This window comes from Micromonospora sp. DT63, assembly GCF_049841615.1.
Classification (GTDB): domain Bacteria; phylum Actinomycetota; class Actinomycetes; order Mycobacteriales; family Micromonosporaceae; genus Micromonospora.
Genome location: NZ_JBNCKQ010000005.1, coordinates 145,806 through 159,283, shown reverse-complemented (window position 1 = coordinate 159,283; position 13,478 = coordinate 145,806). Strand labels below are relative to the sequence as shown.

The window sequence follows — 13,478 nt, the reverse complement described above, 5'->3', positions numbered from 1 at the left end:
TCGCTCCTCCCCGGGTGCGGTCCGCAGCGGTTTCCCGCTGGTCGGGCGAACAGTCCTGCCCGAGGGACCGTCCCGGCTCAGTCCGTCGGGTCGATGCGCTTGGCCATCTGCTGCGCGGTCACCTCGAAGCCCAGACTCCGGTAGAGCCCCATCGCCACGGTGTTCGTACCGAAGACGTTCAACCCCAGCTCGGGCACCCCGAGTTCGGCCAGTTCGGCCTCGATGAGCTGGATCATCCGCCGCGCGTGGCCACGCCCCCGGTGCTCCGGATGCACCTCGATGTTCTGAATCCACGCCCGGGTCGGGCCGCCCGCGTTTCCCACCCCGGGCAGGCTCACCCAGATCCACCCGACCTCGGTGTCGTCGACCCGCGCCATCCGCAGCAGAACCCCCTCGGTGGCCGCGCCCGCCGGCAGCCCTTCCCGCAGCTGCTGCGCCGACCGCTCCCGGGCCGCCTCCGGTGTCATGCCCCGGTGCGCGGCCAGATCCTCGGCGTAGCCCACCTCCAGCGGTTCCCACAGCCGGGCCAGTTCCTGCTCGGTCATCGGCGTCAATGTCAACTCCACCGGGGCCTCCCCTTCGACGTCTCACTCAGCGCGTAGTGCAGCAGAACCACGCGCGGCGCCGCCACCGTGATACCCGAGATGGGCCTCGACCCGGCCGATCGCCCGGACATGCCCGGAAAACGGGTTGTTCGTCGGGCGGGCCGGGCGCACCGTGGCGGGATGCAGGGGACAGTGACGCGGATCGGCTGGGGTGATCTGCCGGCGGCGGTCCGGTCCGCGGTGGAGGGCATCATCGGTGACCGGGTGATCGAGGCGGTGTCCCAGTCGGGAGGCTTCTCGCCGGGCACCGCCGACCGGGTCCGCACCGCGACCGGCCGGCGGGCCTTCGTGAAGGCGGTCAGCTCGGCCCTGAACCCGGACAGCCCGGTCCTGCACCGCGCCGAGGCCCGTACCGCCGGCGCGCTACCCGCGACAGCGCCGACGCCCCGCCTGCTGGGCTGCCACGACGACGGCGAGTGGGTGGCGCTGGTCTTCTCCGACGTGGACGGACGGCACCCGAGCACCCCGTGGCGGGCCGACGAGCTGACCCGCGTGCTGGGCGCCCTGGAGGCGCTGGCCGCCGCGCTCACCCCGAACCCCGTCGCGCACGTCCCGGCGGCCGCCGACCTGCTGGCCGGGGACTTCGCCGGCTGGCACCGGATCGCCGCCGACCCGCCGCCACGACTCGATCCGTGGGTTCGGGCGCACCTCGACGAGCTGCGGACGGCCGCCGACGAGGGCGTCGCCGCGTTGAGCGGGGACACGCTCTGCCATGTGGACGTACGGGCCGACAACCTGCTGATCGACGCGGCCGGCACGGTGACCGTCGTCGACTGGCCGTGGGCCTGCCGGGGGCCGGCCTGGCTGGACACCGCGTTGCTGCTGGTGAACGTGCGACTGCACGGCGGGCACGACACCGAGGCGATGCTGCGCCGGTTGCCGCTCACCGCGGATGTCGACCCGGCGGCGCTGACCGGGGTGTACGCCGGGCTGGCCGGCTTCTTCGCCGACAGCGCCCGCCGTCCGCCGCCGGCCGGCATCCCCACCGTACGGGCGTTCCAGCAGGCGCAGGCCGACGCCCTGCTCCCCTGGCTGGCCCAGCGGCTCGCCTGACGCGGCAGGTCGGCGCTGTCGCGCTGCCGGTGCCGGTACCGCGGTGCTGCCGGTCAGCGTGCCGTGGGCGCCGACGCCAACCCGTACGCCAGCTGCGTCAGGTCGACCAGCCGCAGGTCGCCGTCGAGTCCCTTGAGCGCGGCGGTCATCGCGCCGGCCGCGCGCCCGGCCTGCAACCCGACCTCGGCGTCCTCGACGACCAGGCAGCGCGCGGGTGGCACGCCGAGCAGCGCGGCGGCGCGCAGGTAGCCCTCCGGGGCCGGCTTGCCCGCGCGCACGTCCTCGACGGTGACCAGCACGGGCGCGGTGATGCCGGCGGCACCGAGCCGGGCCTCGGCCAACCGGAGGTCGGCGCTGGTCACCACGGCCCAGGGCATCCCCATCCGGGCCACCGTCGACAGCAGCTCGAGGGCGCCCGGGGTGGCGGTCACGTCGGACAGGTCGTCGTACTGCAACGCCAACTGCCGGGCCGCGGCCACGGCGACCGCCGCGTCGTCGAGCGACGGAAGGAGCTGGCGGATCGTCTGATCGGCGGGTCTGCCGTGCGCGATCGCGAGCGCCGCCGCCGGCTCGACGGCGTACTCGGACGCCCAGCGCTCCCAGGCACGCTCGACGGCGGCGTCGGAGTCGACAAGCGTGCCGTCCATGTCGAACAGCACCGCGTCGATGTCTGCCAGCTCCATGATCACGCTCCCTCCGTACGCTCCGTCACGAGGATAGGGCGTCCCTGACCGGCGGCGGAAAACGGACCTGGCGCTGGGAGCGAGCGGTCCGATGGCCGCCAGACCCGACGCCGAACCGTCGACATGATCGTTTGCATGACGACGACACTTGACGGCAAGGTCGCCCTGGTGACCGGAGGCTCTCGTGGCATCGGGGCCGGAATAGCGCTGCGCCTCGCCCAGGACGGGGCCGACGTGGCGCTCACCTACCGGCAGGACGCCGGGCAGGCGGCGACAGTGGTGAAGCAGATCGAGGCGCTGGGCCGGCGGGCCCTGATGATCCAGGCCGACGGCGCCGACCCGACGGCCGTCCGGGACGCCGTCGACCGGACGGCCGCCGAGCTGGGCCGGCTGGACATCCTGGTCAACAACGCGGCGGTGTTCCTGGTCGGCGCCATGGACGATCTCGGCACAGCGGAGCTGGAGCAGACGATCGCCGTGAACGTACGGGCGCCGTACCTCGCCGTGCGGGAGGCGCTGCGCCACCTGGGCGACGGTGGACGGATCATCAGCATCGGCAGCAACGTCGGGGAACGGGTGGTCTTCCCCGGGCTGGCCCTGTACTCGATGAGCAAGACCGCCCTCGTCGGATTGACCCGGGGTCTGGCCCGCGAGCTGGGCCATCGGGGCATCACCGTCAACCTGGTCAACCCCGGGCCGACGGACACCGACGCCAACCCGGCGGACGGGCCGAACGCGGCGACCATCGCCGGATTCACCGCCGTCGGTCGCTACGCACGCCCGGCCGAGATCGCGGCGACCGTCGCACACCTGGCCAGTCCCGAAGCGGGCTTCGTGACCGGGGCGGTGGTCAACGTCGACGGGGGCTTCACCAGCTGAGGTGGCCCACCCCGCCTCCCGCCGGCCCGCGTCACCCCTCCCGGCCCAGCACCTGACGCACGACGTCGACGAACGCGACGCGGTGATTGGTCCGTGCCTCGATGGCCGCGAGCCAACGCTCCCGGTGCCGGTCGCGAAGCGGCGCCGCCTCGTCGCCCGGCTCGTCGGCGAGGCGGCGCTGCTCGGCGTACTCCGTCGTGAGGCTGGCCAGCACCGACCGGCCCGCCGACGCGACGTCCGCCGGCCCTTCCACCAACACCAGGTTGTACGCCTCGTCGACCGCGCGCATCGCCGCGTACGTCTCGTCGTAGCCGGGCCTGACCGCGTCCGGGCCCGGCTCGACCCACCGCCGGTCCAGTCGGCGGTACGCCGCGTCGCAGGCACCGAGGAACCCGATGTACGCGTCGCGGCGCAGCTCGTCACGCCGGGTCGCCCACCGGTCGGCGCTCTCCTGCCGGGCGACGGTGAGCTGGTGGGCGAGTTGCCGGCGGGTGCTGAGCGCGCCGATCAGCCCGGTCAGGGCCGCGGCGCCCAACGTGGACAGTGAGGTGATCAGCGCGATGGCGACAGTGTCCTGCACGCGTCCATTCTGGCGGTGCCCCGGGCCGGGTCGCAGCGGGCCGGCCGCGTTCAGCGGGGCGGGTCCTCGCCGGTGAGCCCGTCCACCGACTCCCGGATCAGGTCCGCGTGCCCGACGTGCCGCGCGTACTCCTCGATGAGGTCGACCAGGACCCGGCGCAGGCTGGGCACCCGACCGTCGGGCCACTCGCCCCGGGCGAGCTGCTCCGGGCCGCCGTCGGCGAGCAGCTCGCCGACCGTGGCCCGGGACCGGGCCACGGCCTCCCGCCACAGCGTGTAGAGCTGCTCGGGGGTGTCCTCGGCGGCGGAGCGCCACTCCCAGCCGGGGTTCGCGTCCCAGTCGACGGTGTCCCACGGCGGCCCCGGTGAACGTCCGGCCAGCTTGAGCGAGAAGTAGAGGTCCTCGACCAGCGCCAGATGCTTGAGCAGCCCACCGAGGGTGATCGACGACGGGCCGAGCGTCGCCCGCAGGCCGGCGGCGTCGAGCCCGCCGGTCTTCCAGGCCAGTGTGGCGCGCTGGCGGTCCAGGGAGCCCAGGAGTGTGGCGGTCTCGTCGCCCGCGACGGGCGGCTCGGGATGACCGTGCTCGTCGACGTTCGTCATGGCCGTCGACGCTAACAGGCTGGCCGGGCTGCGCGTCGGGTCAGCGCCGGGTGCGGTTGCGGCGTACGGCCCACACGCCACCGGCGACAGCCACCGCCGCCGGCAGCAGACAACAGATGCTGAGGACCGCGAGGTGCCACGGTTTGATCGCGCCCATGACCGCGAAGGCTATCCGGCGCGGTCAAGTGATGATGGCGGCCCACCGACTCCGGCGGGCCGACCGGCTCCGCGGGGCGGTACCGTCGGCACGCAGAGCCGATGCCGGTGACACGGACAGGAGCGCGAGCGATGCCGAGGACGCCAGCCGCGAGCCGTACGGCGGTGCTCGTCTGCCAGGGCCGCGCGGCGGCGGACGGCCTGATCGCTCCCGGCCGGTTCGCGGACCCGACGGCCGCGCGCCTGCTCCGCGCCGACGAGCGCGAGGCCGTCCAGTGGGTACGCGATGCCGCTGTTCCCCAGCCGTGGCGGCAACGGGTCGACTACGAGACGGTCCGGGCCTGCGCCGAGATGATGGTGCCCCGCACTGTGGCGATCGACGACGCCGTACGGGACCACCGCAGCTCCCAGGTGGTGATCCTGGGGGCCGGGCTGGATGGTCGCGCCTGGCGGATGCCGGAACTCGCCGACCGGACGGTCTTCGAGGTCGACCAGCCGAGCAGCCAGCGGGACAAACGCGAACGCGCCGAGGGCCTGCCCGGCACCGCACCGACGTTCGTGGCGGTGGACTTCGGCCGTGACCGGCTCGCCGAGGCGCTGGCAACCGCCGGGCACCGCCCCAACGAGCCGACGACGTGGATCTGGGAAGGCGTCGTGCCGTATCTGACCAGGGCCGAAGTGTCCACGACGGTCGCCGCGATCGCCGCCTGCTCGGCACCGCACAGCCGTCTCGTCGTCAATTTCCAGTTGCCCGGGAAATCCCTGACGCTGGGCCGGCTCGTCGCACGGCTGCTGATGGCGTCCACCGGCCGGCGCAGCTTCTGGGCGACCGAGCCATGGCGCTCGACCTGGACGCCCGCCGCCATGACCGCCCTGCTGGCCCGACACGGCTTCACCGTCACCGGCGACCACGACCTGCTCGACACGGCGCGGGCGCTCGCCCTGCCGATCCGCCGTGCCACGTCACTCGCCCGCAGCCGGGTGATTGTCGCGGATCGCGCCTGACCCCGGTCGGACTCACCGGCTCTCCCAACGGCACCAGCCGGCGGATGAGGTCGTCGACGGCGACGATAGATGTAGATTGATGAATGGATCGACCAATGGCGCCGGAGTCCGCGGGTGCCGCCCCGATGCCGGCGGCGGTCGCCGCCCGCCCACGGAAGGACGAACGTCGTGAGACGCAACAGATGGCTGCCATCCCTGGTGGCAGCGCTCACCCTGGCCGGAACGGCGATCGTGGCGGTCACCACCCTGGCCGCCGCCCCGGCCCAGGCCGAGCCGGTCGCGATCCCCAACGGCACGCAGTTCACCGACACCGCCGGCAACCTGGTGCACGCGCACGGCGGTGGGGTGCTCAAGGTCGGCGACTACTACTACTGGTTCGGTGAGAACCGCAACGCCAACAACACGTTCCGGGCGGTCTCCGTCTACCGCTCCACCAACCTGCGCGACTGGGAGTTCCGCAACAACATTCTGACCCAGTCGTCGGCGGCGGAACTGCAATCGGCAAACATCGAGCGGCCGAAGGTCATCTACAACGCCAGCACCAACCGGTACGTGATGTGGATGCACAAGGAGAACGGCTCCGACTACGGCGAGGCCAGGGCCGCCGTCGCCTCCTCGGCCACCGTGGACGGCGCCTACACCTACCACGGCAGCTTCCGGCCGCTGGGCAACATGTCGCGGGACATCACGCTCTACAACGACGGCGGTACGGCCTACATGATCTCCGCCGGCGACGAGAACCGCGACCTGCTCATCTACCGCCTCACCGCCGACTACCTCACCGTGGCCACGCTGGTCGGCAACTTCTGGAACGACGGCAACCGTGAGGCACCGGCCCTGTTCAAGCGCGGCAGCACCTACTTCCTGCTCACCTCGGGTCTGACCGGTTGGAGCCCGAACCAGGCCAGGTACGCCACAGCGTCCAGCATCTCCGGTCCGTGGACCGGCATGACCAACGTCGCCGACTCGACCACCTACCGCTCCCAGCCGGCCTTCGTGCTCCCCATCCAGGGCACGTCGACGACGAGCTACCTCTACCTCGGCGACCGCTGGGCCGGCGCTTGGGGCGGGCCGGTCAACGACTCCCAGTACGTGTGGTTGCCGATCGACTTCCCCTCCGCCACGACCATGAGCCTGACCTGGTATCCCACCATCACCATCGACGCCGTCACGGGCACCGTCACCGGGCAGGCGCCGTCCTACTACCGCATCACCAACCGCAACAGCGGCAAGGTGGTCGACGTGCTGGACAGGGCCGTCACCGACAACGCCGAAGTCAAGCAGTGGTCCTGGAACGGCGGCGCGAACCAGAAGTGGGAGTTCCGCGACGCCGGCAGCGGCTACTTCCGGATCGTCAACCAGAACAGCGGCAAATGCCTCGACGTCGCCGACGCGTCCACCGCCAACAACGCCAACGTCATCCAGTACACCTGCGGCGGGGGCACCAACCAGCAGTGGCAGTGGGTCGCCACCGGCACCTACTACCAGCTGCGCGCCCGACACAGCGGCAAGTGCCTGGACGTGGTGAGCAGCGGCACGGCAGACGGCACCGACATCACTCAGTACACCTGCGGAAGCGGCACCAACCAGCAGTGGACCCGCACCCAGTCCTGACATCGCCGCCGTCAGACGAGGCGCTGGATGCGAACCTTCGGGCGCTCGTTCCTGAGGTGGCCCCGCTTGTGTTGGCGGACCTGCTCATCCCAGACTTCCTGGTCGTAGTCCGGGTCCGGTGGGATCCACTTGTGGGAGCCGTCGCTGTAGTGGAACTTCTCGTCGCCAGGCCGCAGGATGCTCATCGGGTCCAGCCGAGGAAGCGGTAGTGCAGGTGGCTGGCGGGAACGTGGGCCAGGTCCTGGGCGGCGTCGACGAGGTGAGAGCCAGCGACACCCGGGCTCGGTCGTACTCGGCTCGCAGCTCCCGGCACCGGGTCTGACACGGCCACTCCTCCGCACAGCCGCCGCACGTCCAGGCCGGCCTGACCGGGTGGTGAGTGGTCACGACGGGCCGTCCTGGCTGGGCCAGTGGCCGCGGTTGATCGGAATGCGGTGGCGGCTTCGACACGGCAGCTCGCCTCCGCAGCGGCAGATGCGCCGCCAATGCCGCCAGGACCAGACGGGCCGGTGACGGCGAGCCAAAGTCAGCGCCACCACCAAGACGTACTCGTCGTACGAGACTCGCTTCACCAGCTCGCCACTCCCGCTCGCGCCGTGGTCTGCCGTGCTGCCCAAGTCAAAGGACGCACTGCCGCCTCCTCGTGCCGCAGCAATCTGGAGGCGTGGATGCCCGAACGCGGGGACGCGCCGGACATCCACGCCGGCGAGGGCGGCCCACAGCGCCAACCGAGGGAATCGACCTCCTCGGCAACCTCCCACAGGTACCGTTGGGTAGTCAAGGGCTGACGTAGGTGGTCTACTCGTGTTGCCAACCGAGGAGAACCAGGTGCCACCGCGTTACCGCTACGAACAGATCGCCGACGACCTCGCCGAACGCATCGCGTCCGGCGAGTTCCAGCCCGGCTCCAAGCTGCCCAGTCGGCGGGAGCTGATCGAGCACTACGAGGTCACCGAGCCGGTGATCGACCGTGCCATGCAGGTATTACGGATCAAGGGTATGACTGAGACCCTGCCCGGCGTGGGAGTCTTCGTCGCGGAATAGCCGGGCCGTGAACTGCCGAGTCCGGACCTACTCGCGCCAAGCTCATGCCATGCGGCAGGCGTTCGTCCGGGAAGCTCGACGGACGGCTGACCACCACTGCTGTCACCGCTCCGGAACTTATCTTCTCGGGGCGGCTTTTTGCTGCTGGGGAAGGGGTGGTGGGCGCGGCAGGTTTCGAACCTGCGACCCCCCGCTTGTAAGGCGGGTGCTCTCCCACTGAGCTACGCGCCCGGATCGCCCGTGTGCGGCGGGCCGGTGGCTGGCAAGCCTACCTGCTCGCCGCCGGCCCGGCCGCACGGCGTACCACTATCCGGCGGTCGCGTCGGCGATGGCCTTGCGCCAGCCCTGCTGGTCGCGGGCCTCGCCGGGGCCGTTCATCTCGGCGAAGCGGACCACGCCGGCCTTGTCGATGACGAAGGTGCCCCGGTTGGCGAAGCCGGCCACGTCGTTGAAGACCCCGTACGCCTGGGCGACGCCGCCGTGCGGCCAGAAGTCGGCAAGCATCGGGAACTGGTAGCCCTCCCGGTCGGCCCAGATCTTGTGGCTGTAGGCCGAGTCGACGCTGACGGTCAGCACCTGGACGTCGTCGTTCACGTACTCGTCGAGGTTGTCCCGCACCTCGGCCAGCTCGCCCTGGCAGGTGCCGGTGAAGGCCAGCGGGTAGAAGACCAGCAGCACGGTGCGCCTGCCCCGGAAGTCCGACAGGCGGACCTCCTGGTTGTTCTGGTCCTTCAGCACGAAGTCGGGCGCCTCGGCGCCAACCTCGATCGGCATGCGGACTCCTCGGGGTCGAGTCGGGGGATGACGCCAGCCTGCCACACCCGGCGGTGCGGACCGCCGGGCGCGAGGAAGCGATGGCGGGCTACTTCTTGGCCTTGGCCCCTCGGCGCAGCACCAGGCGGGCGCCGCTCCAGTCCCGGCCGGCGTTGACGGTCGAGGTCTGCTGGAGGCCGGCGGTGGGCGCGGACTCCGCGACCTCACTCGGCTCAACGTGCCCCTCGCGCCCCGCCTTCGGGGTGAGCAGCCACACGACCCCGTTGTCGGCCAGCGGGCCGAGGGCGTCGACGAGCAGCTCGAAGAGGTCACCGTCGCCGTCGCGGTACCACACCAGCACCGCGTCGACCACCTCGTCGGTGTCCTCGTCGACCAGATCTCCACAGCGGTCGGTCAGGGCGTCGCGGAGATCCTGGTCGACGTCGTCGTCGTACCCCATCTCCATGACGACCATCCCCGGTTCGATGCCGAACCGGTCCGCCAGGCTGCGTACCCCGTCGGCGGCCTGACCAGCGGTCGCGCTCACTGTCGCGTGCCTCCTCATTTCGTCAGTGCTCGCGGCGTCGGGCCGACGCCGTCAGGCAAAGTCCACACAGTTGCGCCTCTGCGCGCAAGTGGCGCACCGAGTGGAACGGAATTTACCGTGCCAGCAGCGTACGGGCACCGTCGGTAATGGCTTCCGGGGAGACCAGAACCTGACGCGCTGCCGGACCTAATGGTACAAAAGAGTCAACTCCGGCCACCCGCCGCGCGGCGCCCACATATCCGGCGTCGACCAGCGCGGCGATCACACCCTCGCCGACTCCGCCGGAACGGCGGGTCTCGTCCACCACCAGCACCCGGCCGGTCGCCGAGGACTCCCGGATGATGTCGGCCACCGGCAGGGGCGCCAGCCAGCGCAGATCCACCACGCGGGTCCCCACCCCCTCCTCGGCGAGGACGGCCGCGGCCCGCAGCGACATCCGCACCCCGTTACCGAAGGTGATGATGGTCAGGTCGTCGGACGAGCCGACCCGGTAGACCCGGGCCCGGCCGATCGGCACGTGACCGGCCACCCACGAGCCGGGCTCCGGATAGCCGGCCAGCCACTCCCCGTCACCCTCGGCATACAGGTCACGGGTGTGGTACAGCGCGATCGGCTCCAGGAACACGCAGACACTGCCGTCCACCGCCGCGCTCGCCAGGCAGGTCCGCAGCATGGGCGCGGCGTCGTCCGGCCGCGCCGGCACCGCGACCACCAGACCCGGCACATCCCGGAGTACGGCCACCGAGTTGTCGTTGTGGAAGTGCCCGCCGAACCCCTCCTGGTACGCCAGCCCGGCGACCCGCACGACCATCGGGTTGCGAAAGGCGCCCCGCGAGAAGAACTGCATGGTGGCGGCCTCGCCGCGCAGCTGGTCCTCGGCGTTGTGCAGGTACGCCAGGTACTGGATCTCCGGCACCGGCAGCATCCCGGCCAGCCCGGCGCCGAGGCCCAGCCCGAGCACCGACGTCTCGTCGAGCAGGGTGTCGAAGACCCGGGCCGCGCCGAACCGGTCCCGCAGGCCCTTCGTCACGCCGTACACGCCGCCCTTGGCGGCCACGTCCTCGCCGAAGACGGCCATCTGGGGGTGGTCGAGCAGCCCGTCGGCGAGCGCCGCGTTGATGCTCTGCGCGAGGGTGAGCGGGCCGGCCAGCTCCGGCGGTTTACCCCCGAACGCCTCCTCCCGCGCCGCCGAGCCCGGCCCGCTGGCCCGTGCCGCCGCGTCCGCCACCGCCCGCGCCACACGCACCGGGCGGCGGGGCGCCAGCGCCGACACCACGTCGGCGGCGGAGGTCAGCTTCGGCTCGCCCAGCACCTCCTCGGCCAGCCGGCGGACCTGCCAGCCGGTTTCGTCGTACCGGGCCAGCAGCTCCTCGGCCGTCGCCACACCGGCGTCGACGAGCTGCCGGGCGGTGGCGGCCACCGGATCCCGCGCAAGGTCCTCGGCCAGCTCGGCGGGGCTGCGGTACGCCGACTCCGCGTCCGCGCCGGCGTGGCCCATCAGCCGGACCGTGCGCAGGTGCAGCACGGCGGGCCGCCGGTGTCGGCGTACCCACGCCGCGGCCTCGCGCGCCACCTCGTACGCCCGCACCGGGTCGGCCCCGTCGGCGCTGAAGTAGTGGATGCCCGGTTTGGCGCGCAGCGTCGCCTCGACCCAGCCCTCCGGCGAGCGGACGCTGATGCCCAGCCCGTTGTCCTCGCAGACGAAGAGCACGGGGATGCGCAACCCGGCGTGGTCGTACCAGCCGGCGGTGTTGAAGGCGGCGGTGGCGCTGGCGTGGTTGACCGACGCGTCGCCGAACGAGCAGACCACGATGGCGTCCGGCGGCCAGGGAGCGTGCGCCGCCCCCGCTCCGCTGCCGACCCGCACCCCGGCCCCGGCACGCCGCCCGACGGTGTCCAGCCGGCGCAGCCGCTCCACGGCCAGCCCCATCCCGACCGCGCGGGGCAGGTGCGAGGCGATGGTGGAGGTGGTCGGCACGATCGCCAGGTCGGCGCGGCCGAACACCTTGTGCCGGCCGCCGGCGATCGGCTCCTCGCTGGAGGCGACCATGCCGCGCAGCACGTCGCGGGCGGCCTCGGCGTACCGCACGAACGCGCCGGTGCTCGGCGCGGACCCGGCCGGCTCCGGCTCGGCGGCCGACTCCGGGTCGTCGGCAGGCTCGCGCACGGTGGCCGACTCCCGGTCGGCGGCCCGCTGCGGGTCGGCGGCGCGCTCCCGGTCGGTGGCCGGTTCGGCGTCGGCGGTGTCGGTCGGCGCCGTGGCGTCGGCGACCTGGGCCGCCCGCACGCAGTAGAACGCCCCGGAGCGGTAGTGCAGCAACGCCGGATCGGTGGGGCGCAGCGCGGCGGCGACCGCGGCGTTGCCCCCGTGCCCGGCCGAGCCGATGGTGTAGAAACCCTCCCCGAAACTGCGCAGCCAACGACCGGCGAGGTCGAGCTGGCGGCTGGTCACCTGCGCGTCGAACAGTTCCAGCAGGCGCGCGCCGGTCAGCGGGGCGTCGTCGGTGACCGGGTCGGCGGGGTCACGCCTCCGCTGCGTGGCAGGCAGCGCCGCCAGCGTCTCCCGGAACCGGTCGTCGAGATCTTGCGGGGTGGTCACGTCCGACAGCATTACCGACGCGGGCCATGCTCGCCCAGTGGGACACGGCCCGCGCGCGTCGACTCACGCCGGATCGCACGGCTCCGGGCAGCCGCCGTCGGACACCTTCCACACCAGGTCACGCAGGGTGGACAGCTCCTGGTCACTCAGCCCGGCCAGAAGTCGGGAGTCGGACATCACCTCGGCCACCCGGCCCCGCACACCCCGACCGTCACCGGTCACCACGAGCGTCTTCTGCCGGCGGTCGCTCGGGTCGGTACGACGCTCGACCAGGCCGGCCTGCTCCAGCCGGTCGACAAGCGCCGTCACGTTGGACCGGTCACAGCCCAGCCGGTCGGCAAGGTCCCGGGCGGGCAGTGGACGGTCCGGGTCCAGCTCGTGCAACGCCCGGGCCGTGGCCGGGGTGAGCCCCAACTCGGCGAACTCGGTGCCCTGCCGGTGCCGCAGCGAGGCGGTCAGGTGTGCCATCCGGCGCACCACGTCGGCCGCGAGGCCGGCCCGGTCCACCGGTCGACCTGCCGCGGAAACCACCTCCGGTGCCACCGCCACATCGTACGCACCACGGCGAGGCCCAGCTCAGCGACCAGATCCGCGCCCACCCGGAAGCGGCACACCATCAGTGAAAGTGCTGCCTCAGCACCCGCCGAGACAGCACTTTCCGGGTAGTTGCGCGGATCTTGAGGAGGCACAGCGGCGCGGCGCCCATGATCGCGCTGCAACAGGGAAGTAGTGGCCTCCCCCGCGGCACGACACCACTACAACAAGGATCGAGCACGATCTTGCCGGGGCGCGGCGGGGCGGGGCGCGAGGCGGGGCGGGGTCAGGCGGGGAGGAACGAGAAGCGGACCTGGCGGGTGGGATTGTCGCCGTTGGTGTCGACCAGGCAGATGGACTGCCAGGTGCCCAGGGCGAGCCGTCCGTCGAGCACCGGCAGCGTCGCGTACGGCGGGACGAAGGCCGGCAGCACGTGGTCCCGGCCGTGGCCGGGCGAGCCGTGCCGGTGCCGCCAGCGGTTGTCGGTGGGCAGCAGGGCGTCCAGGGCGGTGAGCAGGTCGTCGTCGGAGCCCGATCCGGTCTCGATGATCGCCAGTCCGGCGGTGGCGTGCGGCACGAAGACGTGCAGCAGGCCGTCTCCCTCGCCGGAGACGAAGTTCTGGGCCTCGGCGGTGATGTCCCGGACGGCCGGCCGGGACCCGGTCTGGACGGTGATCACGTCACTGCGCATACGCCGGATTCTGCCTCAGCTCGGGCCGAACGTCGGCGTTGCCGCCAACAGGCGCGCGCCAAGAGGCACGCCAACCGGTACGGCGATCCGCGTCGGCCGTCGCGCTAAGTTACCGACGGGTACCTGTGTCGCT

At 72.3% G+C, this 13,478-nt stretch carries 15 protein-coding genes and 1 tRNA gene; 5 read left to right on the top strand and 11 right to left on the bottom strand.

Annotated elements, in window-relative coordinates:
• Positions 1-77: 77 nt before the first annotated feature.
• A complete protein-coding gene (locus ACLQ27_RS19815) occupies positions 78-566 on the bottom strand; it encodes a GNAT family N-acetyltransferase (protein ID WP_357575133.1) in 489 nt (162 codons plus the stop codon).
• A gap of 159 nt (positions 567-725) precedes the next feature.
• Here ACLQ27_RS19815 and ACLQ27_RS19810 point away from each other — a divergent pair, with 159 nt between their 5' ends.
• On the top strand, positions 726-1,658 hold the full coding sequence (locus tag ACLQ27_RS19810; protein ID WP_425868042.1) for a phosphotransferase: 933 nt from the start codon (positions 726-728) through the stop codon (positions 1,656-1,658).
• 53 nt (positions 1,659-1,711) lie between these two features.
• Here the strand turns inward: ACLQ27_RS19810 and ACLQ27_RS19805 are convergent, their stop codons facing one another.
• On the bottom strand, positions 1,712-2,341 hold the full coding sequence (locus tag ACLQ27_RS19805) for an HAD-IA family hydrolase (protein WP_425868040.1): 630 nt from the start codon (positions 2,339-2,341) through the stop codon (positions 1,712-1,714).
• 135 nt (positions 2,342-2,476) lie between these two features.
• Here ACLQ27_RS19805 and ACLQ27_RS19800 point away from each other — a divergent pair, with 135 nt between their 5' ends.
• Positions 2,477-3,220 (top strand): SDR family NAD(P)-dependent oxidoreductase, encoded by a 744-nt coding sequence (locus ACLQ27_RS19800; protein WP_425868038.1) that lies wholly within the window; start codon positions 2,477-2,479, stop codon positions 3,218-3,220.
• 31 nt (positions 3,221-3,251) lie between these two features.
• Here the strand turns inward: ACLQ27_RS19800 and ACLQ27_RS19795 are convergent, their stop codons facing one another.
• Positions 3,252-3,800: a hypothetical protein gene (locus ACLQ27_RS19795; protein WP_425868036.1), complete on the bottom strand. Its 549-nt coding sequence runs from the start codon at positions 3,798-3,800 to the stop codon at positions 3,252-3,254.
• A 50-nt stretch (positions 3,801-3,850) separates the two neighbouring features.
• The gene (locus ACLQ27_RS19790; RefSeq protein WP_357496520.1) at positions 3,851-4,402 is read right to left on the bottom strand and encodes a DinB family protein; all 552 of its coding nucleotides are present in this window, start codon (positions 4,400-4,402) and stop codon (positions 3,851-3,853) included.
• 288 nt (positions 4,403-4,690) lie between these two features.
• On the opposite strand from ACLQ27_RS19790, the gene ACLQ27_RS19785 reads away from it, so the two are divergent.
• Both ACLQ27_RS19785 and ACLQ27_RS19780 read left to right on the top strand, forming a co-directional pair.
• On the top strand, positions 4,691-5,563 hold the full coding sequence (locus ACLQ27_RS19785) for a class I SAM-dependent methyltransferase (protein ID WP_425868034.1): 873 nt from the start codon (positions 4,691-4,693) through the stop codon (positions 5,561-5,563).
• Positions 5,564-5,731: 168 nt separating this feature from the next.
• Positions 5,732-7,177 (top strand): RICIN domain-containing protein, encoded by a 1,446-nt coding sequence (locus tag ACLQ27_RS19780; protein WP_425868032.1) that lies wholly within the window; start codon positions 5,732-5,734, stop codon positions 7,175-7,177.
• A gap of 11 nt (positions 7,178-7,188) precedes the next feature.
• On the opposite strand, the gene ACLQ27_RS19775 is transcribed toward ACLQ27_RS19780, so the two are convergent.
• On the bottom strand, positions 7,189-7,362 hold the full coding sequence (locus ACLQ27_RS19775; RefSeq protein ID WP_357496514.1) for a hypothetical protein: 174 nt from the start codon (positions 7,360-7,362) through the stop codon (positions 7,189-7,191).
• 619 nt (positions 7,363-7,981) lie between these two features.
• On the opposite strand from ACLQ27_RS19775, the gene ACLQ27_RS19770 reads away from it, so the two are divergent.
• Positions 7,982-8,221: a winged helix-turn-helix domain-containing protein gene (locus ACLQ27_RS19770; RefSeq protein WP_357496512.1), complete on the top strand. Its 240-nt coding sequence runs from the start codon at positions 7,982-7,984 to the stop codon at positions 8,219-8,221.
• A 156-nt stretch (positions 8,222-8,377) separates the two neighbouring features.
• Here ACLQ27_RS19770 and ACLQ27_RS19765 read toward each other — a convergent pair.
• The 6 genes from ACLQ27_RS19765 to ACLQ27_RS19740 form a co-directional block, all read right to left on the bottom strand.
• Positions 8,378-8,452: transfer RNA gene (locus ACLQ27_RS19765), tRNA-Val, on the bottom strand.
• 75 nt (positions 8,453-8,527) lie between these two features.
• Positions 8,528-8,995 carry a peroxiredoxin gene (locus ACLQ27_RS19760; RefSeq protein ID WP_425868029.1) on the bottom strand — a complete coding sequence of 156 codons (468 nt, stop codon included), beginning with the start codon at positions 8,993-8,995 and terminating at the stop codon, positions 8,528-8,530.
• An 88-nt stretch (positions 8,996-9,083) separates the two neighbouring features.
• The gene (locus ACLQ27_RS19755) at positions 9,084-9,521 is read right to left on the bottom strand and encodes a DUF3052 domain-containing protein (RefSeq protein WP_030330240.1); all 438 of its coding nucleotides are present in this window, start codon (positions 9,519-9,521) and stop codon (positions 9,084-9,086) included.
• Positions 9,522-9,633: 112 nt separating this feature from the next.
• Positions 9,634-12,132, bottom strand: coding sequence for a thiamine pyrophosphate-dependent enzyme (locus ACLQ27_RS19750; protein ID WP_425868028.1), 2,499 nt, complete (start codon positions 12,130-12,132; stop codon positions 9,634-9,636).
• A gap of 51 nt (positions 12,133-12,183) precedes the next feature.
• Positions 12,184-12,588, bottom strand: a complete 405-nt coding sequence (locus tag ACLQ27_RS19745; protein WP_425868320.1) for a MarR family winged helix-turn-helix transcriptional regulator — start codon at positions 12,586-12,588, stop codon at positions 12,184-12,186.
• A gap of 352 nt (positions 12,589-12,940) precedes the next feature.
• A complete protein-coding gene (locus ACLQ27_RS19740) occupies positions 12,941-13,345 on the bottom strand; it encodes a secondary thiamine-phosphate synthase enzyme YjbQ (protein WP_425868026.1) in 405 nt (134 codons plus the stop codon).
• Positions 13,346-13,478: the final 133 nt, after the last annotated feature.

Coding starts and splice junctions, on each gene's coding strand:
- ACLQ27_RS19740 (WP_425868026.1), bottom strand. CDS start 13,345: ATGCGCAGTGACGTGATCACCGTCCAGACCGGGTCCCGGCCGGCCGTC.
- ACLQ27_RS19810 (WP_425868042.1), top strand. CDS start 726: ATGCAGGGGACAGTGACGCGGATCGGCTGGGGTGATCTGCCGGCGGCG.
- ACLQ27_RS19800 (WP_425868038.1), top strand. CDS start 2,477: ATGACGACGACACTTGACGGCAAGGTCGCCCTGGTGACCGGAGGCTCT.
- ACLQ27_RS19785 (WP_425868034.1), top strand. CDS start 4,691: ATGCCGAGGACGCCAGCCGCGAGCCGTACGGCGGTGCTCGTCTGCCAG.
- ACLQ27_RS19750 (WP_425868028.1), bottom strand. CDS start 12,132: ATGCTGTCGGACGTGACCACCCCGCAAGATCTCGACGACCGGTTCCGG.
- ACLQ27_RS19760 (WP_425868029.1), bottom strand. CDS start 8,995: ATGCCGATCGAGGTTGGCGCCGAGGCGCCCGACTTCGTGCTGAAGGAC.
- ACLQ27_RS19790 (WP_357496520.1), bottom strand. CDS start 4,402: ATGACGAACGTCGACGAGCACGGTCATCCCGAGCCGCCCGTCGCGGGC.
- ACLQ27_RS19775 (WP_357496514.1), bottom strand. CDS start 7,362: ATGAGCATCCTGCGGCCTGGCGACGAGAAGTTCCACTACAGCGACGGC.
- ACLQ27_RS19805 (WP_425868040.1), bottom strand. CDS start 2,341: ATGGAGCTGGCAGACATCGACGCGGTGCTGTTCGACATGGACGGCACG.
- ACLQ27_RS19745 (WP_425868320.1), bottom strand. CDS start 12,588: ATGGCACACCTGACCGCCTCGCTGCGGCACCGGCAGGGCACCGAGTTC.